Origin of the sequence: Duganella sp. Root1480D1, assembly GCF_001427305.1 — a bacterium.
Taxonomy (GTDB): domain Bacteria; phylum Pseudomonadota; class Gammaproteobacteria; order Burkholderiales; family Burkholderiaceae_D; genus Rugamonas.
Map to the genome: position 1 here is coordinate 172062 of NZ_LMFZ01000047.1, position 21120 is coordinate 193181.

Sequence of the window (21120 nt, forward strand, 5' to 3'; positions counted from 1 at the left end):
AGTCAATCGGCGCTAGCGTCGTGATTGCCACTCAGCGCGGCCTGGTACAGGCGGTAGCCGCGCGCGCGCAGCTCGCAGGCCGGGCAGGTGCCGCAGCCATAACCCCAGTCGTGCAGCGCGCCGCGCTCGCCCTTGTAGCAGGTATGGGTGTCGGCCCGGATCAAGTCCACCAGCGTCTGGCCACCGAGGCGTTCGGCCAGTTGCCAGGTTTGCGCCTTGTCCAGCCACATCAGCGGGGTTTCCAGCTTGTTGCGGGTGTCCATGCCCAGGTTCAGCGCCACTTGCAGCGCTTTCATGGTGTCGTCGCGGCAGTCCGGGTAGCCGGAGAAGTCGGTCTCGCACATGCCGCCCACCAGCACGGTCAGCCCGCGGCGATAGGCCAGGGTGGCAGCCACGGTCATGAACAGCAGGTTGCGGCCGGGGACGAAAGTGTTCGGCAGGCCGTTTTCCTGCATCACGATCTCGATGTCTTCGGTCATGGCCGTCTTCGACAGTTGCGAGATCAGGCCCAGGTCGACCATATGGTCTTGGCCCAGGCGTCCGGCCCATTCCGGCTTCACTTGGCGCATCTGCTCCAGCAGGCGCGGGCGCACGGTCAGCTCGATCGCATGGCGCTGGCCATAGTCGAAGCCGATGGTTTCGACGCGCGGGTAGCGCTCCAGGGCCCAGGCCAGGCAGGTGGTGGAGTCCTGTCCGCCGCTGAACAGGACCAGTGCGGCGTCGTTTGTCAGCATCGCTTCACTTTCTTTGGTTTCTTCTGGTTTTTTTGAAAATCTTAGGGGTACGCCAATTTGGCGGCTGATCCGGTAACATTCGGTTTCGACTTCCCGATCACAGACCACGAATTTTGGCACAAACCGGCATAAAAGTATTGAGGGGCCTTGTACTGGGCTGCGCCGCCCTGCTGCTGCCCTTGCTGGCGGCTGCCCAGGGCTGGACCTACCAGGTCCGCATCAACGCGCCGCGCGCGCTGGAGTCCCTTCTCGAAAATAACCTTGACCTGGTGCGCTACCGCACGAGCGAGCGCATGGACCGCGACCAGCTGCAGCGCATGCTGCGCGCCGCGCCCGAGCAGATCAAGACGCTGGTTGCGACTGCCGGTTACTACACGCCGGCGGTGAATATCAGCCTGGACGAAAGCGGCACCCCGACAGTCAGGATTGATGTGCAGCCCGGCGATCCGGTGCTGGTGGGGGAAGTCGAGATCGTGCTGGACGGCTTCCAGGCGTCCTCCGGCGCGCCTTTCGACAAGAACGCGCTGAAGGCTGGCTGGGGCCTGCCGGCCGGCGCCGTGTTCCGCCAGGACGAATGGGAGAAGGCCAAGCGCGATATCCTGCGCGCCGTGGTGCAGACGCGCTATCCGCGCGCGCAACTGGTTTCCAGCGAGGCGGTGGTCGATCCGGAGACCCGGCGCGCGCTGCTGCACGTGGCGCTCGATAGCGGGCCGGAGATGCGCTTCGGCGAATTGAAGATCGAGGGCCTGCGGCGTTATCCGGAATCGGCGGTGCGCAACCTGAACCCGATCAAGCCGGGCGACTACTACAGCGAGGCGGCGCTGCAGGCCTACCAGGGCAAGCTGCAGGAGACCGGATACTTCGCCAACGTCGAGGTCAGCGCCGACCTGTCATCCATCCTGGGAGAGCAGATCGAGGCTGCCGAGCAAAAAGCCGAAGGCGTGCCGCAGCCAGGCAGCATGGCGCCGCTGCCCCTGCTGGTGCGGGTGGTGGAGAACAAGCGCAAGAATGCCAGCGTGGGTATTGGTTTCAGCACCAATACCGGCTCGCGCATGTCAGGCACCTACGATGACCTGAACGTGTTCGGCCTGAAGATGAAGAGCGCGCTGACGCTGGAGACCAAGCGCCAGCAGGCGCGCAGCGATTTCTACTTCCCCACCACGGCGGACGGTTATAACGACAGCTTCGGTGCCGCGCTGGAGCGCAAGGATATCGAGGGCGAGATCACGCGTACCGCTTCGGTTGCGGCCAAGCGGGCCTGGGGCACGCCGCTGCTCGAACGCAGCATCTCCATCGAGTACCTGAACGAGAGCAAGACCGTGAACCGCGTGCTGTCGTCGCACAGCCAGTCCTTGCCGATCACCTATGCCGCCACCTGGCGCAAGGTGGATAACCTGGTGTTCCCGACCAAGGGCTATGTGCTGAATGCCACGCTGGGCGGGGCCCTGCTGCCGGTGCTGACGGACGAGAAGTTCATTCGCGGCACGGCGCGCGGCATCACTTACCGCCCGCTTAGCCCGAAGTCCACCGTGATCCTGCGGGCGGAATTCGGGGCGCTGGCTTCGGCGCGCCAGGAAGGCGTGCCAACCACCTACCTGTTCCGCGCGGGCGGCGACAACTCGGTGCGCGGCTATGCCTACCAGGAGCTGGGCGTGCAGCAAGGCGAAGCGACGGTCGGCGGCCGCTACCTGGTGACCGGCAGCGCGGAATACCAGTACTGGTTCAAGCCGGCCTGGGGCGCGGCGGTGTTCTACGACGCCGGTAATGCCTCCAATTCGCTGGGCAGCCTGCACCCCAAGTCCGGCTATGGCGTCGGCGCGCGCTACAAGAGCCCTGTCGGGCCGATCAACGTCGACGTCGCGTATGGCCATGCCACCAAGAAGGCGCGGCTGCACTTCTCGCTGGGGTTCACGTTCTGATGGATACCCCACGCAATCCTCCGGCGCCGGACACGCCGCCAGCAGCGCCCCGCCGCAAATGGCTGCGCCGCACGCTGATCGGCAGCGGCGTGATGCTGGCCATGCTCGGTGGCGCCGTATGGCTGCTGGGGCGCGAGACGACGCTGCAGCAGATCGTTGCGCAGGTTGCCCGCGCCAGCGGCGGCCAGGTGGTGGTCACCGGCGTGAGCGGCTCGCTGTACGGGCGCATGCATATCGGGCGCATCGTCTATCGCGATGAATCCAGCGTTCTCACGCTCGACAACATCGACATCAACTGGTCGCCGCTGCAGTATTTCAGCGAAGGCGTGGCGATCAGCGAACTGCATGTGGCGCGGGCAGAGTCGCGCGCGACCGGGCCTTCCAAACCGGCCGAGATGCCGGCATCGATTGCGCCGCCCTTTCGCCTGAGCATTGCGGATGGACGCGTCAGCACACTGGCCCTGGTCGGCCAGGACGGCAGCCGCACCGAACTGCGCGCCATCAAGCTGCAGCTGCAGGGCGATAGCCGGCACTGGCAACTGAAGGATGCCAGTGCCGAGACACCAATCGGCGCCCTTGCCGCCAGCGCCGACATCTCCACCGCGCGCCCGTACAAGCTGGGTGCCACCGCCGCCCTGGCGCCGATCTTGCCGACAGCCCGGCCAAGCGGTTCCACCACGACGCCACCCGGCGCGCCGGCAGCAACGCCACCTGACCCGGGCCTGGTGCAGCGCAGCGCGACGCGGCTGGAAATCTTCGCCAGCGGCGATCTCGCGCAACTGAAGCTGGACGTCAAGGGGAAATCGAACTACGCCAACGGCGACGGCACCCTGATGCTCGCGCCCTTTGATACCCTGCCCCTGCGCAGCATCCGTCTGCAGGCACGCGACGTCGACCCGGCCCGCTTCGACCCGGCCTGGCCGAAAGCGGCAATCGACCTCGCGCTGGAAGCCGCCGTCAATGGCGACACGCTGTCCGGCAAACTGGCAGTCAGCAACCGCAGCGCACCAGGCCCGCTCGACCAGCAAAAACTGCCGCTGCACAGCGCCGCCGCGCAACTGGGCGGCACGCTGAATAACGCGAGCCTCAGCGGCCTGCTGATCGACCTTGGCGCCGCAGGCAAGTTCACCGGCAGCGGCACCCTGCGCCGCCTGCCCAAAGACGGCAGCATCGACACCGCCAGCGTGCGCCTGCACACCGACCGCCTCGACCTGCGCGGGCTGCACGGCGACGCCATCAGCACCGCAATTGCCGGCGACATCAGCGCCGAAACCAGGGGCAAGCAGCACACCCTGCGCGCCGCGCTGGGCGAAGGCAAGCTGCGCCTGGACGCCCACGCCACGCTGCAAGACCTGCTGTTAACGCTGGACCAGGCACGCGTCACCGCCGGCCAGGGCAGCATCAGCGCCACTGCGCAAGCCAGCCTGAAAGACGACAAGGCCTTCAGGGCCAACGCAAGCGTCAAGCGTTTCGACCCGGCGGCGCTGGGCGCCTTCCCATCGGCCGACCTGAATGCGGAACTGCAGGCCAGCGGCAAGCTGGCCCCGAACTGGCGCGCGAACGCCGACATCGCCCTGCAGCCCAGCAAGTTGATGGGGCAGCCGCTGTCCGGTACCGTCAAGCTGGCTGCCGACGCCCTGCATATCGCCGGCATCGACGCCCGCCTGGCCTTTGCCCGCAATAGCGCCACGGCGCGCGGCGCTTTCGGCGCTGCCGGCGACAAGCTGGAGTGGCAGCTCGATGCTGCCCAGCTCTCCGTGCTCGACCCGCGACTGCAAGGCAGCGCCACCGCCAGCGGCATCCTGGGCGGCGGCTACCAGGCGCCGCGCACCAGCTTTAGCATGGAGGCGCGCGGCCTGGGCTATCTGGCCCCGGCGGCCGGCCAGCGCGCGGCTGCCGGCACGGCACCGGATGGCGCAGCGGCGGCGCGTGGCGATAGCCTGATCCGCGCCAGCGGCGAAGCTGCGCTCTTTGGCGCAATGGACGTCAAGCTGTCCGGCAGCGCAAGCCGCGTCAATCCCGCCAGCTTTGGCTCCCCGGTCGCGGGCAACGTGAATGCCGATTTCGACGCCACGCTGCGCGCGTCGGCAGACTGGCTGGCCAATGCCGACATCAGCCTGCAAGCGGCATCAACGCTTGGCAACGCAGCACTGAGCGGCCACGCCAGATTCGCCGCCGCCCCAGGATGCGTGCAGGACAGCGACATCGACCTGCACCTCGGCCCCAACATGCTGCAGGCGAAAGGCTCCTTCGGCAAGCCGCAGGACCGCGTCGACTGGAAACTCGACGCACCGCAACTGGCGGTGCTGGGCCGCGAATGGTCCGGCAACCTGCGCGGCAGCGGCTACGCCAGCGGAGGAAACGTCGCAGGCCGCGGCCCCAACGCCATGCCAACGCTCAGCGCCACGCTGGACGGCGCCCACCTGCGCCTGCCCGGCCAGCGTGAAATCTCTTCCATCAAGGGCAGCGCCACCATTGGCACCTCATTCGGCCAGGACGATCCGCTGCAAGCCGACCTGGCCATCGCTGGACTGAACATGCCCGGCATCCTGCTCGACCGCGTGCGCCTGCAAGCCAGCGGCACGGCCGGCAACCACACGGTGCAAGCGGCCGCCGCCAATCCGGACTTCGACGCCAGTGCGAAAATACACGGCAGCTTTGCCGCGGATAGCTGGAGCGGCAGCATCGATGCCCTGCAAAACAAGGGCCGCTTCGCCCTCAACCTGCAAGCCCCGGCCACGCTGCGCATTACCGGCCGCAAAGGCGAAGGCGTGGCCGGGCTGGCAAAACCGGAGCAGCTCGCCCTGGGCAGCGCCGCCATCGCCATGCCCGAAGGCAGCCTGCATATCGAAACGCTGGAAAAGAATGGCCTGCACTGGCGCAGCAAAGGCAGCGCCACCGGCGTCAATGCCAGCTACCTCGCCCAACTGTCCGACACCTGGCGCCGCAACGTTGCCAGCACCATGACGCTGGGCGGCGACTGGTCGCTCGAACTTGCCGCCCCTGCGGCAAAAGGCGCGGCGCCCGCACTGGACGGCTACCTGCACGTATTCCGTGAAAAAGGCGACGTTACGATCACCGGCGGCGAACGCCCGATACCGCTCGAACTGAAAGTGCTGGATGCGCGCGTCACCGTCGCTGGCGACCAGTTGCGCGCCCAGGCTGAACTGGCCGGCGACCGCGCCGGCAACGCGCGCCTGGAAGCCACCGCGCAATTGCGCGACGGCCGCATTCCCTCCGATAGTCCCCTGACCTTCGGCGCCAGCGCCAGCCTGCCTTCCATTGCGTGGCTGTCGCCGCTGCTTGGCGTACAAGGCATGGAACTGGGCGGTTCTCTGCGCGCACACGCGGGCGGCCACGGCACCATCGCCAACCCGCTACTGGACGGCGAAGTGGTCGGCGAACAGCTGGTGATCAACTGGGCCGAGCAAGGCATCCGCCTGCGCAACGGCGCCTTGCAGGCGAAAGTCGCTGGCGACCAGCTGCAGCTGCAACGCCTGCGTTTCGACGGCGCCGATGGCAATGTGCAGGCCGATGGCTGGTTGCGCCTGGCCGGCGGCGACATGTCGATGGACCTCAAGCTGGCTGCCAACAAGCTCGAGGTATTCAACCGCCCGGACCGCACCTTGGTGCTGAGCGGCAGCAGCACTCTGGTGCGCGACGCCAAGCGTTTCGAATTCGACGGCAAGTTCAAGGCCAACCGCGCCGTGATTGAACTGCCGTCGCTCGATACGCCCACCATCAGCGAAGACGTGATCATCCTCGGCCGCGACAAGCCGAAAGCTGCCGCCAGCACCGGCCTGCCCCTGAACATCGACCTGGAAGCCGACCTGGGCGACGATTTCTCCTTGCGTGGCAAGGGCCTCGATGCACAACTGGCCGGCACCGTGCGCGTGCGGATGGCGGACCGCCGCGCGCCGCGCGTGAACGGCAGCATCCGGGTTGTCAGCGGCACTTATGCCGCCTATGGCCAGCGCCTGACGATCGAACGCGGCGTGCTGAATTTCACCGGTGCTTATGACAATCCGGGCCTGAACATCCGCGCCGTGCGCAAACGCCCTGAGGGCGATGAGTTGAGCGAGACCAATGTGGAAGCCGGCGTCGAAGTGCGCGGCACCGCCCTGGCGCCATCCGCCAAGCTGGTCTCCACGCCGTCGGTGCCGGACAGTGAAAAGCTGGCCTGGATGGTGCTCGGCCACGGCACCGCCGACATGGCCGGCAATGAAATGAGCCTGCTCGGCACTGCAGCCGGCGCCCTGCTGGGGGGCAATGGCGGCCCAAGCCTGGCCAACCGGGTCGGGCTCGATGAACTGGGCGTCAGCCAGGCCAAGGGACTGGAAAGCACGGTGGTCACGGTCGGCAAAAAACTGTCCTCGCGCGCCTACATCAGTTTCGAGCAAGGCGCAGGCACGGCGACCAGCCTGGTGAAGCTGCGCTACAAGGTCAATAACCGGGTGACGTTGCAGGTGCAGACGGGCACCAACAACGCACTGGACGTGCTTTACAACTGGGCTTTCGACTGACCGGGCGGTTGCAGTTCGGGATTATGGTTGGGCACCGGCTCGTCTTGCGGGACGGGATGGTGCGGACTATGCGGATGCACCGGCTCGGGGTGCGGCTGCGACTCATCGACTGGCACCGGCAGGTCCGGTGCGCGGTGGGCGTGGATACGGTGTTTTTCCATGACTGGAGCTCCCGAAAGCGAGATCACGAAGGTGTATTTTACGCCTGCGGTTAAAATTCTTCTTTTTTCACGAATCCGGCGCCCAATGCAACTGACTGTCACGACCGTAGTCCTGCTCATCCTCGTTCCGATGCTGATCTGGCGCGTCTACTCGCGCCTGAAACTGATGTTCCGGCGCCAGGAATCGGTCGCATGGCGGCACTGGGTGGGGGCGGCTGGCCTGCCGATCCTGCTGCTGGCCGCGGCCCAGTCCATGCTGCGCAACCCGCCTGCATTGGCAATGATGACTGCCGCCGTGATAGCTGGCGCCTGGATGGCCTTCTTCGCGCTGAAGAAGACGCGCTTTGAAAACACCGGCAGCAAGCTGTATTTCACCCCGCCGAGCCGTACCGCCATTTTGGTCTGCATGTTGTTCGCCGCCCGCGTGTTGCAGATCGGCGTCGAGTTCTACGTCAACCGCCAGTCCGAGCACCCGCGTGTGATCAACCAGGCCGAAGTCCTGCAACACCCGCTGACCGTGGTCCCCTTCGGCCTGATGCTCGGCTACCTCGCCGCCTATTCGATTGGCCTGCTGCGCTGGAGCATGGCGCAGAAGAAGCTGGACTAAACCAGGTCCGCCAGCGCTTGCCGCACTGTCGGGAAGCGGAAGGTGAAGCCGCTGGCCAGCAGGCGTGCCGGCGCGACGGCGGCGCCTTCCAGCAGCAGCGCCGATTGTTCGCCCAGCAGCAGGTGCAGCGGCCAGGCGGGTGTGGGAATCATGCTGGGGCGGCGCATTTCCGCGGCGGCAGCCTGGGTGAATTCAAGCTGCGTTGGGTACTCCGGCGCAGTGAAATTCCAGGCGCCGTCGGCATTGGCGCCAAGGCGCCAGACGTGGGCCATGGCTCCCAGCAAGTCGGCGATGTGTATCCACGAATTGCGCTGGCGCCCTGTTCCCATGCGGCCGCCGAAGCCTAGCCTGACCGGCAGCAGCATCGGCTGCAGCGCACCGCCGCGACCATAGACCACACCGAAGCGCGCCAGCGCGACCGGCACGCCAAATTCCCGCGCGCGGCCGGCAGCCGCTTCCCATTCCTGGCAAAGCTGGGACATGAAAATCGCTTGCGGCGGGCTGGCTTCATTCAGTACCTGCTCGCGGCCCTGCGGCTGGATGCCGTAGTAACCCACTGCGGATGCATTGATCATCAGGCGCGGCTTGCGGTCAGCGCTCGCGATCCAGTCCACCACGCCCCTGGTCAAGCCGGCGCGGCTGCCGCGCAGCACGGCCTTGCGGCGCGCGCTCCAGCGCCAGCCGAGGATGCGGGCGCCGGCCAGGTTGATGACGACGTCGATATGCTCTGCAGGTGCCAGATCGCCCATGCTGCCCACCGCGCGCACTGCGCCGCCGAACTCCCACGCTGCCTTGCGCGGCTCGCGCGACAGTACGATGACCCGGTGGCCGCTGGCGAGCAGGGCCGGCACCAGCGAATGCCCGATAAACCCGGTGGCGCCGGTAACCAGCACCGTCTGCGACGGACCTTCAAAGCGCGGGCCTTCCGCAGTGGCGCCAGGCAAGGCGCGCGACGCGAACGCATCGCGGATGCCGGACACGAACACACCCACGCCGCACAAGGCGAGGAACACGCTGAGCCATCCCTGCGGCGCATAAGCGAAGCCAGTCGGGGCGGCGGTGGCTTCCGGCATTCCCAGCACCAGCAAGGTAATGAAGGCGCCGCCGTTGATCGCCAGTACGGTATGCGTCACGCGCTCGGTTGCCGGCAGCAGCCGCGTCTGGTCCTCCACCACGAAATCCCACAACGTGAGGACGATCTCGACGCCGAACAGCGCGAGCAGCACCCACGCCCAGGCACCCTGCCACACCCAGGCCGACAAGCCGACAAACAACACGCCGTAAATTGTGGCGCGCACCGCGTGGATGGCCAGTTCGCGCCGTGCCGTGGCGCGCTGCGGCAGCGCTTCCGTCAACTCATGATGGTAGATCGTGTCGAAAGCGCCCAGGCAGCCTTGCGCGGCCATGAGCTGCAATGCGAGTAAATGCGTATTCAAGCTGCCTCCTTCTCCGCCGCGTGCCTTTCGTGGAAGACACCGGCCTGCACGAACGTCGTGCCGAACAGGACGTGGCGGATTTCGATACGGATGTTGAAGCGGTTGGGCCCCTCATTGCAATGGCGCAGGAAGGTCTTGCCCGGCGTGAGCACGCCCGGCAGCGGCACACGCCAGCCCAGGACGTCCCAGAAATAGCCATCGCTGGTGAAATGCAGGTTGCCGTCGGAAACGTGCAGTTTGAGCTTCATGCCCAGTCCCAGGCCGACGTATTCCAGCACTTCGCCGCGTTCGCTCTCCGCCATGTAGGAAGTGAATTTGATCGGCTTGCGGCCATTCAGCATATAGATGCGCTGCTTGTAGATGTTCTGCGAACCAGGCTTGCCGTAGACCTGGATGTCGACCGGGAAGTCGCTGTCGCTGTATGGAATCAGCGCGCCCTGGATGAAGGGCTTGCTGACGAAGCCAAGCAGCTTGCCAAAGCGCGAAGCGCGCAGCTCGGACAAGCTGCCGTAGTACAGCAATGGCTTGCCGGGTGCAGGATTCTTGGCGAAGCGCTGCTGGATGTCCGGGTGCAGCTTGTTCCATTCGCTGCCGAGGATCTTGCGGAACAGCTCTCCTTCGCCGACCAGGGGCGCCGCATCTGCCGCATCGCGCGCGGCGGCGTCGATCCGGTACAGGCGCCAGGCGGCAGGCAGCAACAGCGCCAGCGTGGCGATATCGAGCCAGGCGTTCGGCCAGACAGCGGCCCGCAGCGACACCATGATGTCCTGGGGGCCCCACAGCAGCAGGCCGGCCGCCACCCACAGCCAGGCCGCCGGCTCGCGGCGCTGGTCGCCAAACCACACCAGCGCCAGCATCCACAGCCCGACACACTGGATGGTCGGCCCGAATAGCGCCATCCACCAGGCATGCTGCGGGCGCGTCGGGGCCGGTCCAAGCCAGGCGTGGTACCAGTCCAGGGTTGCAGCATTGGCGATCCATGGCAGCGCCAGGCCGACCAGCAAGTGTGCGAACGCGCTGGCGTACATCCAGCGCACCAGCCATTTACGCTCCATCTTTGCCTCCGAAGTAGATCTGGCAGCGATCGCCGTCACATGCCGGGCGCACGCCGTCGATCCTGAGCCAGCGCGAAATGCGGTAGCGGTTGCGGGCGAAGCTGCGGTAGGCCGCGGCCAGCATCGGCCGCAGTGCCGGCACCCGCAATGGCCATACCAGCCAGGCACGGCCCGCCAGCGTATATGCCGCCAGGATGGCGTCGGTCCCGACCAGCATGGCGCCATCCGCGCGCAGGCCGTGCATTTCCGTGTTCATGGCAGCCAGGCTGACGCCCAGCGGCGCGGGATCAAAGCCCGGTGCGGCAATATCGACAAAAGCCAGGCGGCCGGAGCGGTCCCAGCGCCGCAGGCGTGCCATTTCGCGCCGGCAGAACGGGCAGGCATTATCGAAATACAAAGTCAGTACGGCCATGCGCCAACTCCTTTTGTGACCAAAAAACTACAAACGTGAAATTTCCCTGCTACACGTTTGACACCCTGAAACTCACGCATTTTCACCGGTTCCAGAATGAATAGTTGTTGAATTATGTTATTTTTCATTTTTTTCTGTCGTTACAGAAATTAAAGACCATATTTCAGGCGATGTCAAATCCTTAAAGGTCGTGTATTCTAAATTCACAGAAATTAATTTCCACGAGGAAATATTCCTATGACGACTTACAATAAGACCGCTAAGGGCCGGGAAGAGATCTCGGCGCGCACCTATGGGCTGCAATCCCGTATGCGAACCCTGCTGGTGATGATTGACGGCCGCCATCCAATGGAAGAGTTGCTGCCGAAAGTGACCGGGCTTGGACTGGACGCCAGCGCCGTGCACGAACTGCTGGCACAGGGTTTCATCGAAGAAGGCGAGGCGCCGCCAATTACCATCATGCCGATCCCGCCTACCGAAGAAGAGCTCGCTGCTCAATACAAGCAAGCGCGCGACTTCTATGCACGCACTATCGAGCCGACCCTTGGCCTGCGCGGCCAGGTCCTGCAAGCCAAGCTAGAAGCCGCTGCAACGCTGGAGGATTTGAAAGCGATGCGCATCACCTTCTTCGAGATGGTGAACCGCATCCGCGGCCGGCCTGTGGCACTGGCGCTGAAAAAAGAGCTCGATGGCATTCTCGGCGCCTGCTCCAAAGAAGCTGCCTGAAACGCTTGTAGAAATTTGATCCAGGTCATTCCCGGCAATGCCGGGCTTTCCCATACTGGTTGCCAGTCAAAAGGAGAAAGCCATGACCATGATTGACAATATCGGCACGGTGGACCGTGCCCTGCGCGTTGCCGTTGGCCTGGGGTTGATCGCAGCCTCGCTGTTTGGCCTGATCGGCCTGTGGGGCTGGATCGGCGTCGTACCGCTGCTGACGGGCACCCTCAAATTCTGCCCCTTGTACCGGGCCGTCGGGATTACCACGAACGATTAAGCCGCCGTACAGTCTTGCGCGCTGGTTTCTGTTTGCGTGGCAGGAAATAGTAAGCGGCCCCGAACAAGAAGACGGCGAACGCCGTGCCGGCGAAGACGAAGTACATCGGATCGTCATGCGACGCCGGTCAAGTACCGCATTCGCCGCTTCTCCGGGGCGACCCATTTCCAGCTTGCGCATAGCTGCCGCAACGTCCACGCAGCTCTGCGCGGTGCGCCAGGCCAGCCGCCATCAGGCGGCTGCGGCCTGGCGGCGTTGCAGCACGAAGATCGGTTGCGCCCACTGGGTGTCTTTCTTTTTCTTGCTCGTGATGAGCGTCAGGTCGGACGGATCGTAGACGTCGGTGTTGTGGGTCAGCGGCGTCGTCATCAGGTACTGCGCGTCGGTGTTCTTCAGGAATTCGCCGACCAGCTGGATGTTGCGGATGTCCAGGTGGGCGAACGGTTCGTCGATGAACACGAAGCCGCCGGAACCGTCTTCCGACTTCAGCAAGCCAATCAGCAGCACCAGCGACTTCATCACCTGCTGGCCACCCGACGCTTCGCCGTCGTTCAGGCCAATCGGCCCCTTGCCATCGAACTTGAAGCGTACCTGCAGGCCCGCTTGCGACAGCAGCAGGTCGTCGTTCTCCAGCTTGACCGGCTCGACGTGCACGTCGATATTTGCCAGCGCACCCAGTTCCTTGATGTTCGACGAGTAGGTCTTGATCGTGTAGCGCAGGCGCTCGATGTAGGCGCCACGCGCGTTGGCGGTCGCTTCGATCGCGCGATTGTTCTGGTAGCGGCGTTCTTCGGTTTCCGATTTACGGTTCGAGAGCTGCTCGTTCAGGCGCGCATACTGGTCGATCACGGTTGCATCCAGTTCCCAGTCGTCGCGCGCCAGCGAAGATTGCAGGCTGGCGATACGCAGGTCGACCTGGTGCGCGTTCTGGTGCTGCTGCACCAGCGCCAAACGGCGCGCAGGACGGCGCCAGGCGCCAGGCAGGTGGCGCCATTGGCGGCGCAGCGCCAGCATGGCACGTGCATGGTCGGAGCGCTGTTCCATCTGGCGCTTGAAGTTCAGGCGCATGCCGGCTTCCGCTTCGGACAGCGACATGCGGGCGCTTTGCCACGCGGTGTCGGCCTTGGTGCGGGCCACGGTGGCGTTCTTCATCAAACCTTGCAGCTCGCCCAGGCGCGAACCCACCTCCAGGCGCTCCGCGCGCAGCGGCACGGCGGAGCGTGCGGCTTCGTCGAATTCCTCGGTGCGGGCCGACAGTTCCTTCACCGCGTCCACGCCGGCCAGGCGGGCTTTCAGTGCGGAGGTTTCCGAAGCCAGCTTCGAAATCTGCAGGGTGTATTTGTCTTCCTCGGCTTCCAGGTTCGGCAGGTTCTTCTGGATCGCATCCATACGCGACGTCTTGCCGGCGGAGCCGAAGCGGTAGCGTGAAGCTTCCACGAACAGCGAGCGGCCGCCGCGGCGTTCCTTGTGGTAGGCCTCCGGCGTGATCCATTCTTCGATATTGCCCAGCTTTGCGCCGTCTTCCACCGACTCCACGCGGGTGATGCGCGACAGCTGGTCGATCAGCCATTCCGGCGCCAGGCCGCTGAATTTCACCACCGACAGCAGGCTTTGGTTCTTCGGCTCGTGCGCCTTCACGCAATCGGGCACGATGAAGTGGCGATAGCGTTCCTTCTCCGCCAGGCGGTAAGCCGACGACGCGTCGGACGAGCGCTCCAGCAGTACCACGGAGGCATAGCCGCCCAGCACGCCTTCGACAGCGCCCTGCCACTTCGGATCGGTCACCTCGACGATATCCGACAGCATCGCGTGCGGGATGCCCGCATCGTTCAGGGCACGGCGCATGGCGCGTACATTGTCCGGTTCCGGCATCGCGGTCTTGCCCGACAACGCATTGATGGTGGCCTTGTCCTGCGCGATGCGATTCGAAACGGCGTCGCGCTGCGAGCGCAGTTTCAGCAACTCGCTTTCCTTGGCTTCCAGCTCCGCTGCGGCATCGGCCACATCGGCGCCCGACTCGGCGGCCAGTTTTTGCAGGCGGGACTTCTGCTCCGCCAGCGATTCCAGCGGCTTCAGCTTGCCGTTGATGTGGTTCAGGCGCGAAGTCAGCGCGGTCTGTTCCTGCTCCAGCAGGATTTCCTGCTGCTGCGCGTCCTGCAGCGCCTTGGCCTGCTTGGCCACTTCGCTGCGTTTGTCGGCCAGCAGCTGGTCGGCTTGCGCCAACGGCTTGCGCGCTTCGCGCAGCTGGCGGCTGACGTTGGCGGATTTCTCGCGCGCCTCGTGGTATTCCAGCGATGGCAGCACTTCTTCCTGCAGGTTGCGGCGTTCCTTGTGCAGCGTTTCCCACTGGTGGTAGTTGGCCACGCGCAGGCGCAGGCCTTCCAGGTTGGTCCTGGAACCTTCCAGTTCGGCCTCGAAGCGCTTCAGTTCTTCCTCGGTGTCGCGCTGGTGGCGCTTGGCCTCGTCGTAGGCATCCAGCACTTCCTTGTCGCCGAAGACCTGGAACACCAGGTCCAGCAACTGGCGCGGTGCGTATTCGCACAGCTTGTCGGTTTCGCCCTGCTCCAGCGCCAGCACTTTGGACATGGCTTGCGACAGGCCGGCATTGGCCAGGCGCTTGCGGTAGTTCTCTACGCCCAGCCAGTCGTTGGCTTCTGTGACTTCCTCGATGTCCACGTTACCAGGGCGCATCAGGTACTGGCGCTTCCAGTCGCCGCCGTTTTTCTGCACCTGGCAGAACAGCGTCACTTCGTCTTCGGCGAAGAAACCGCTGCTGCGGAACGGGCGGTTGGAGAGCTGCTTGCCCTGCGGCTTGTTGTCCACCACGGCGCGCAGCCAGGCGGTCTGCTGGCCGCTGTGGCGGGCGTAATGCTTGTAGGTGCGGCCCATCGAGCAATCGAGGCCGAACAGGGTGCGCAGCGCGTCCAGCAAGGTGGTCTTGCCGGAGCCGTTCTGGCCCGCGATGGTGATGATCTTTGCATCCAGCGGAATGTTCTTGATGCGCTGCCAGTAGTCCCAGTGGACCAGCTCAAGGGATTTGATTTGGAACATCGCTTATTCTTCCGTTGGGGTTTCTTCATTGGCCGCTTGCTGCGGCGCGGCGTCGTTGGCTGCAGCCAGCACTTCGCGCGGAATGTGCACGATCTGCGCCGGGGCGCGCTTGAACACATCGGCCAGGGCGCCGTTGATGATGCGCTCTTTCAGCAGGTCGGTATCCATCAGCAGGTCCAGCAGCGGGCCTTCGACGATGATCTCGCCGCGGCGCTCGATGAAACCGAGCTTGCCCAGGATGCCGAGGTTCATGTCCATGCGGGTCTTCTTGCCAAGCTTGTCGCCGAAGTCGGCCAGCAGCGCCTTGTACGGGATGCCGATCGAGGTGTCTTCAGCGCGCGGCACCGGCTTGTCGGTACCGAACATATCGTTCTGGTCGTCGTCCGCCGCCTGGTGGGTTTCCTGGCGTTCGCGCTTGGGCAGGATGATCAGCGCCCACAGCACCACCAGCAAGGCTACGCCGTCGCGCGCCAGGCCGAAATTATTGTTCTGCCAGGTGTCGCGCGCGCCGAATACCTTCGGCTCGATATTGCGGTGCAGGGCCAGGGTGACGTGGTCGGCGTAGACGTTATCCAGCAGCTTCATGCCGCAGGCGGCCAGGCGCGCATCGACTTCGGCGCGGAACAATTCGTCCGACAGGACGCGTTTGACCATCTTGTCGTCGCGGCGCAGGGTCTGGTGCGCCACCAGGCGCGCGATCAGGATTTGGGTATCGTCACTCATCGGACTTCGGACTTTCTTTGTCTAATTCGAGGGTCAGCGCGGCCAGGGATATGGCAGCGATCTCCAGGTCGGGCAGTTGCACCATCTCGTCTTGCGGCGAGAAGCGCACCGGCAGGCGCGCCAGGTCGGCCGTGGTGCCTTGCATCGAAGCCTCGGCCTCGTCGCCCAGCAACGGCAGCATCGACGCGCGGTAAGACGCCAGGGCAAAGGACGCCGGCAGCAGCGCTTCGTGCACCTTGACTTCGCGCGGGGAGCCTTCGGCCACGGCCGGGAAGTTGTTCAGCTGCGCGAAGTCGGACAGGCGGGCCAGCCAGTCATCCAGTTCCTTCTGCATCGCAGGGGTATCGTTGATCGTGGTCGGCGCATCCTGGCCGGCAGGCAGGCCGTTCAGCCCATTGTTATTGGCACGTTCTGTCATTAATTCTGTCTCGGCGACGTCGATCATCTCGGCAGGCGTGATGAACAGCGGTTTCACCGGTTGGTCGATCGCATCCAGCGCCAGCGAAGACAGGTCCTCATGGGCCAGCAGCCAGCGTTTGATATCGGTAGTAGAGAGGCCGGACTGGCCCAGGTGCACGCGTTGGCGCTCGATCTGGTTCAGCGCGCGCGAGAACATGCCCTGCATGTTCAGCAGCTGCGACTGGGCACGGCCGATGGCTTGCGCGGCGCGGTGCGTGGCACTGTCCGCATTTTCGTCTGTCGTGATGGCACGCAGGATCACGGAGCCCTTCTCGACCCAGTCGCAGGCCTGGTGCCACTTGGCCTGCGACTCGCGCAGGCGGAATTCGGAACCGGACGCAATGGCGTCGCGGAATTCTTCGGTCAGGTCGACCAGGCGGCCCAGCAGGTGCTGCAGCTGCTCGGTGGTGACGCCGCCCACGGCCTGGGCACCGGCCACCTGCGACAGCAGGAAGCCCATTTCGGCATCGTCGTCTTCCGGAGCGGCCAGCGCCAGCAGGCTGTCGATCGAGGCCAGCACATTGCGCGCCATCGGCGTCACGCGGTAGACGGATTGCTGCGCATCCCAGGCCAGCAGGCCGTTGGAGCGCAGGCGGTTCAGCACCGTTTCCAGGCTTTCCGGCAGCAGGTAGGCCAGGCGGGTATTGATATCGGCACGCGAAAACGCGGACGAAGTTGTTTCGTTGGCAAGTTCACGCAGGACGAGCAGGCGCACCAGCACCCCCTCGAAGCCGCCGTGGAACAATGCGGTAAACACCTGCAACAGCGGCTGGGCGCGCTTCAGGTGGTAGACCTGCTCGATCTCGTCGGCGGAAATGTGGGGCTGGAAGTGGGCCTGCAGGGCATCCTGCTGCTCTTGCTCAGTCGGGTTGGTGTCGGCCAGGGCCGCACTTGCCATTAAGTCAATCATTACACTCCATCAACACGCATTGCAAAAGCGGAAAAAATAAATGGGGACGTACCCCATTTAAATGTTGCTAATTAAATGGGGTACGTCCCCATTTAATTTTTCCCCGCTTTTTTCAAGTCCGCCAGTATAACAGGCCGGGTGTGGCTATTTTCGGTTGACTTTCTCTAGGACTTGCTCGAAGGAATCACCATCTTCTTCCTTCAAAAGGATGCGTGCCGGGTACCAGTCGAGGTCGGGGGCCAGCCACAGGTCGACCTGCTGCTCATGGCTGCCGCCTTGCTTGCGGCTGAAGTGCAATACCTTCTGTTCGCCGAGGGCGGCGTTTTCCAGCGTTTCAGTGCCGACCACGCGGAACGTCCAGGGCTCGCCATCGCGCCGGCCTGCGACAAAGAAGGTCCATTCGCTGCCGGGTGTGAACTTTTCCGGCGTGGCGCGGGCCAGGATCGCCAACTGGAAGGTCACGCTGCTGCGATCCTGCTCGCCGCCGCGGATGGCGTAACTCATCTTGCCGTCTTCGAATTCGATGCGGTGCGTGTCGCGGTCGAAACGGGTGGTGGTCGGGTCCTTGCGGAAGCGTTTCTCGTAAAAGGTGGCGGGCGCCAGGCCATAGCCGTCCAGCGCGCCGTCGCTGCGCTGCTCGAGCACTTTGCCGAACAGGCTGGAACGTGCTTCGGTATGCAGGGAGTAACTGCCCTCGCCCTGGCGCCAGGCGATGGTGCCGGTGCCCGCCAGGGGGAAGCCATGATTGCTGCCTTTGACCGAATAGGACAGGTCGGCCGATGGCGGCAGGCTGGTGGCGCGCTTGGCGACCGGGTATTCGAGCTTGGCGGCGCTGGCGGTGGTGGCTGCGAAGGCCAGGGCCAGGGAAATCAGGGTACTGCGCATGGCTGGGTCCTTACTTGATGATGCGTGTGACGGTTTGGGTGGTGACGGCGCCGTTGCCTTCCGTATTGCGGATCTGCACCGGGTACCAGTCCAGGCTTGGCGCCAGCCAGATATCGAGCTTGGCGCTGTAGCTGCCGGGCTTGGGCGGGCGCGCCAGGTGCCAGGTCACCAGCTTGCCCATCTTGGTTTCCAGTTCATCTTCGCCGACCAGCAGGAAGCTGTAGACCTGGGCATTGCGGTCTTCGCCGACCAGGATGTCCATCGGCTTGCCGAACTGGTTGACGTCGGCGCGCCCGATGCCGGCAAGCTGGAACAGCAGCGTGGCGCGGTCCTGCGCCCCCGCCGTCAACGGCACGCTGCGGTCGCTGGCGGAGAAGGTGATCTTCTGTTCCTGCTGGTTGAAGTGGGTGGCGGTGGCCGAGCGGTTGCGGCGCTTTTCGCTGAATTTCGCCGGGGCGATGCCGAATTCGTTGATCGTGCCTTCGCTGTTCACTTCCAGCAGGTTGACGCGCGCAATCAGCAGGCTGATGCCCACTTCCTGCGTCGCCTTGTAGCTGGCGCCGTCGGTCTGCCAGCCGATGCTGGCCGAACCGCTCCAGTTGGTGCCGTCCGCATCCTTGCGCTTGACGTCCAGTTCGAACCTGGCCGATGGCGGCAGTGCGACCTGCCAGCGTTTGACGTCGGTTGGCGGCTCGGCTTTTGACGCGGGCTCAGGCTGCGCTTGCGCGGATTCTATGGCAGGCGTGGCGGGCGCGGCGCCCGCTTGCCCGGCATCGGCGGCGGCATCCGGCTCCGCGGGCGCTGCTGCCGGCGGTGCAGCTTCACCGGCCGGCGCCACCTCTTCGGACGGCGGCGCGGCGGGCTTGGGCGGCTTTGGTTTCGGTTTCGGTTTCGGTGGCGCAGGCGCTTCGACCGGCGCCGGCACGACTGGGTCGGGCGGCGGTGGCGCCACGCGCAATTCCGCACTGATGACGTTTTTTTCATCATCGCGTTCGCGCTCCGCCGCACCAATGCGGCCGCTGACCCAGTTGATCGTCACGAAATGCAGGGCCACGGTGGCTGCACAAATGGCAATGATGCGGCGGCGGTGGCGGGGAAATGTAACGATCGTCATGGTCGCTAGTTTAACGTGTCGCCCCCCGATTCCGCTGACAGCACGCTCAATGGCATAATTTGCTGGATATTCTGACAAGGAGTCCCGATGTCCCTTTTGCGCCAGCGCGGCCAGGCCGATTCCGGCAAGGTCGGCATGGTCGAGCTGTTTTTCGATCTTGTTTTTGTGTTTGCCGTCACCCAGCTTTCCCACACCCTCCTGAAAAAGCTGGATGCCGAAGGCGCCTTGCAGGTCGGCCTGCTGTTCATGGCAACCTGGTGGGTCTGGATCTATACGGTCTGGGCCACCAACTGGTTTGACCCGGAGAAAAAGACCGTGCGCGCCGCCCTGTTCGCGCTGCTGGCAGCGGGCCTGCTGATGTCAGTCTCGATCCCGCGCGCTTTCACCGACATGGGCTGGCTGTTCGGCGCCTCCATCCTGGTGCAGCAAGTGGGCCGCACACTCGCCATGCTGGCGGCCAGCCGCGGCGATGATGCGGGACTGCGCTGCAACTTCATGCGCATTACCTTGTGGCTCGGCGCCAGCGGCGCGCTGTGGCTGGCGGGCGGCCTGGCGGCACCGGAATCGCGCATGCCATGGTGGCTCGCAGCGCTGGCAGTGGACATGATGGGGCCGCTCCTGTTCTACTTCGTGCCGGGCCTGGGCCGCTCCACGCTGGCCGACTGGAATGTGGACGGCAGCCATATGGCCGAACGCTGCGCGCTGTTCATCATCATCGCGCTTGGCGAATCGCTGCTGGTCACCGGCGCCACGTTTGCGGAGCTGGCCTTCGATCCGGTTACCGTGCTGGCCTTCCTGCTGGCGGTAGTCGGCTCGATCCTGATGTGGTGGCTGTATTTCGACCACGGCCTGGAACAGGGCCACCACCGCATCGTGCATTCCGACACGCCGGGCCGCCATGCCCGCAACAATTACACTTACCTGCACATTCCTATCGTGGCCGGCATCATCGTCGGCGCGGTCGGCGATGAACTGGTGCTGAGCCATCCCCAGCATGGCGACACGGCCGCGATGGCGGCCATCATCGGCGGCCCGCTGCTGTTCCTGAGCGGGACTGCCGTGTTCAAGTGGCTGGCGCACACGCGCGCCTGGCCGCCGCTATCCCATCTGCTCGGCGTCGCGCTGCTGCTGGTGCTGGGCATATTGTCGATCACGCTGCATCTTTCCCCGCTGCTGGCCACCGGCGCTTGCGTCGCCGTGCTGCTGCTCGTTGCTGTCTGGGAGAGCTGTGTGCTACGCTAAACAACCTACCCTCGGAGACCCGATATGAGCAATCCACAAATGCCCCACATCCCCGGCGCTGCAGTGATGACGGATACGCTGGACTTCGTAAAATCCCTGTGGGGGAGCATGGGCGTGCCAGGCATCAGCATTCCCGGCATCGCCGCGCCAACGCTGTCGGTGGATGACCTGGACAAGAAAATCAGCGAACTGAAAGCGGTCGAGTCCTGGCTCAACCTGAACGCCACCATGCTGCGCTCGAGCATCCACGCACTGGAAGTCCAGCGTGGCACCATCGCGGCGCTGAAATCGATGGGCCAATCGCTGGCTGCCGCCGTGCAACAGGCGCCGCACAACGATCCGTTTGCCAAGGCGGCAGCCGCCAAGCCGGCCGACAAGCCTGCCACCGAAGCTGCCAGGCCGGCTGACAAGCCTGGCGAAAAGCCGGCCGCTGACGGCAAGCCTGCTGCGCACGACACTGCCAGCACAGCTGCCAACCAAATGGCCAATCCCGCCGCCTGGTGGAACCTGCTGCAGGAACAGTTCGCGCAAGCCGTCAACACGGCAATGGCCACCGACCCGGTCGCCAAGCAGGCAGCAGCAAAGAACGGCGCCGCACATGACGCCAGCAAGCCAGCCGCCAAACCGGCAGTCCGCAAGCCGGCAGCCAAGCGCGCCCCGAAGGCGCCCAAACCTTAATTCAGCTTCTGGATACGGATGGCCTCAATCAGGCCATCCTCATCGCGTTGCACCTTCATGATGTTGATCAGTCCTTCGTCTTCCAGGGCCCTGGCCGCATCATGTGCGGACTGGAAGGATTCCAGGGTGTCGCCCTTCGCGCTGACTGGGCGAATCCAGGCAGCAGCCCCTACCTTCATTTTGTTATAGACCTCTTTGGCGATATCGCGCATGG

At 64.6% G+C, this 21120-nt stretch carries 18 protein-coding genes; 7 read left to right on the plus strand and 11 right to left on the minus strand.

What is annotated here, in order from left to right; genetic code table 11:
- Positions 1-2: 2 nt before the first annotated feature.
- On the minus strand, positions 3-734 hold the full coding sequence (gene queC, locus ASD58_RS25460) for a 7-cyano-7-deazaguanine synthase QueC (protein WP_057264434.1): 732 nt from the start codon (positions 732-734) through the stop codon (positions 3-5).
- 137 nt (positions 735-871) lie between these two features.
- Here queC and ASD58_RS25465 point away from each other — a divergent pair, with 137 nt between their 5' ends.
- Both ASD58_RS25465 and ASD58_RS25470 read left to right on the plus strand, forming a co-directional pair.
- Complete coding sequence (locus ASD58_RS25465) at positions 872-2653, plus strand: autotransporter assembly complex family protein (protein ID WP_057264436.1); 1782 nt, start codon at positions 872-874, stop codon at positions 2651-2653.
- On the plus strand, positions 2653-7176 hold the full coding sequence (locus ASD58_RS25470) for a translocation/assembly module TamB domain-containing protein (protein WP_057264438.1): 4524 nt from the start codon (positions 2653-2655) through the stop codon (positions 7174-7176). Before ASD58_RS25465 ends, ASD58_RS25470 begins: the two co-directional genes overlap by 1 nt.
- Here the strand turns inward: ASD58_RS25470 and ASD58_RS30825 are convergent.
- Positions 7155-7337, minus strand: coding sequence for a hypothetical protein (locus ASD58_RS30825; RefSeq protein WP_082565680.1), 183 nt, complete (start codon positions 7335-7337; stop codon positions 7155-7157). The two genes, ASD58_RS25470 and ASD58_RS30825, sit on opposite strands and share 22 nt — an antisense overlap.
- An 85-nt stretch (positions 7338-7422) precedes the next feature.
- On the opposite strand from ASD58_RS30825, the gene ASD58_RS25480 reads away from it, so the two are divergent.
- A complete protein-coding gene (locus ASD58_RS25480; protein WP_057264441.1) occupies positions 7423-7944 on the plus strand; it encodes a hypothetical protein in 522 nt (173 codons plus the stop codon).
- Here ASD58_RS25480 and ASD58_RS25485 read toward each other — a convergent pair.
- Genes ASD58_RS25485 through ASD58_RS30835 form a run of 3 tightly spaced genes read right to left on the minus strand, consistent with a single transcriptional unit; the run spans position 7941 to position 10847 of the window.
- Positions 7941-9380: a TIGR01777 family oxidoreductase gene (locus ASD58_RS25485; protein WP_229210112.1), complete on the minus strand. Its 1440-nt coding sequence runs from the start codon at positions 9378-9380 to the stop codon at positions 7941-7943. The genes ASD58_RS25480 and ASD58_RS25485 overlap by 4 nt on opposite strands.
- Complete coding sequence (locus tag ASD58_RS32715; protein WP_307178287.1) at positions 9377-10435, minus strand: DUF4166 domain-containing protein; 1059 nt, start codon at positions 10433-10435, stop codon at positions 9377-9379. The genes ASD58_RS25485 and ASD58_RS32715 overlap by 4 nt, the downstream gene beginning before the upstream one ends.
- A complete protein-coding gene (locus tag ASD58_RS30835) occupies positions 10425-10847 on the minus strand; it encodes a thiol-disulfide oxidoreductase DCC family protein (RefSeq protein WP_082565681.1) in 423 nt (140 codons plus the stop codon). The genes ASD58_RS32715 and ASD58_RS30835 overlap by 11 nt, the downstream gene beginning before the upstream one ends.
- Positions 10848-11084: 237 nt before the next feature.
- On the opposite strand from ASD58_RS30835, the gene ASD58_RS25500 reads away from it, so the two are divergent.
- Both ASD58_RS25500 and ASD58_RS25505 read left to right on the plus strand, forming a co-directional pair.
- Entirely contained in the window at positions 11085-11573 is a 489-nt protein-coding gene (locus tag ASD58_RS25500; protein WP_057264445.1) for a hypothetical protein, read from the plus strand.
- Between the two features lie 82 nt (positions 11574-11655).
- On the plus strand, positions 11656-11844 hold the full coding sequence (locus tag ASD58_RS25505) for a DUF2892 domain-containing protein (protein ID WP_307178289.1): 189 nt from the start codon (positions 11656-11658) through the stop codon (positions 11842-11844).
- Between the two features lie 231 nt (positions 11845-12075).
- Here the strand turns inward: ASD58_RS25505 and ASD58_RS25510 are convergent, their stop codons facing one another.
- From ASD58_RS25510 to ASD58_RS25530, 5 genes are all read right to left on the minus strand, one after another.
- Positions 12076-14895, minus strand: a complete 2820-nt coding sequence (locus ASD58_RS25510) for an ATP-binding protein (RefSeq protein ID WP_057264447.1) — start codon at positions 14893-14895, stop codon at positions 12076-12078.
- 3 nt (positions 14896-14898) lie between these two features.
- Positions 14899-15618, minus strand: coding sequence for a hypothetical protein (locus ASD58_RS25515; RefSeq protein ID WP_057264449.1), 720 nt, complete (start codon positions 15616-15618; stop codon positions 14899-14901).
- Positions 15611-16987 carry a hypothetical protein gene (locus ASD58_RS25520; RefSeq protein WP_057264451.1) on the minus strand — a complete coding sequence of 459 codons (1377 nt, stop codon included), beginning with the start codon at positions 16985-16987 and terminating at the stop codon, positions 15611-15613. The genes ASD58_RS25515 and ASD58_RS25520 overlap by 8 nt, the downstream gene beginning before the upstream one ends.
- A 144-nt stretch (positions 16988-17131) precedes the next feature.
- A complete protein-coding gene (locus tag ASD58_RS25525) occupies positions 17132-17872 on the minus strand; it encodes a DUF3108 domain-containing protein (protein WP_057264452.1) in 741 nt (246 codons plus the stop codon).
- Positions 17873-17882: 10 nt separating this feature from the next.
- Entirely contained in the window at positions 17883-18986 is a 1104-nt protein-coding gene (locus tag ASD58_RS25530) for a DUF3108 domain-containing protein (RefSeq protein ID WP_057264453.1), read from the minus strand.
- A gap of 87 nt (positions 18987-19073) precedes the next feature.
- On the opposite strand from ASD58_RS25530, the gene ASD58_RS25535 reads away from it, so the two are divergent.
- Together ASD58_RS25535 and ASD58_RS25540 are read left to right on the plus strand one after the other, a co-directional pair.
- Positions 19074-20228 (plus strand): low temperature requirement protein A, encoded by a 1155-nt coding sequence (locus ASD58_RS25535; protein ID WP_057264454.1) that lies wholly within the window; start codon positions 19074-19076, stop codon positions 20226-20228.
- 24 nt (positions 20229-20252) lie between these two features.
- Complete coding sequence (locus tag ASD58_RS25540) at positions 20253-20906, plus strand: PhaM family polyhydroxyalkanoate granule multifunctional regulatory protein (RefSeq protein WP_057264455.1); 654 nt, start codon at positions 20253-20255, stop codon at positions 20904-20906.
- Here the strand turns inward: ASD58_RS25540 and ASD58_RS25545 are convergent.
- Complete coding sequence (locus ASD58_RS25545) at positions 20903-21118, minus strand: hypothetical protein (protein ID WP_057264456.1); 216 nt, start codon at positions 21116-21118, stop codon at positions 20903-20905. The two genes, ASD58_RS25540 and ASD58_RS25545, sit on opposite strands and share 4 nt — an antisense overlap.
- Between the last annotated feature and the right edge of the window lie 2 nt (positions 21119-21120).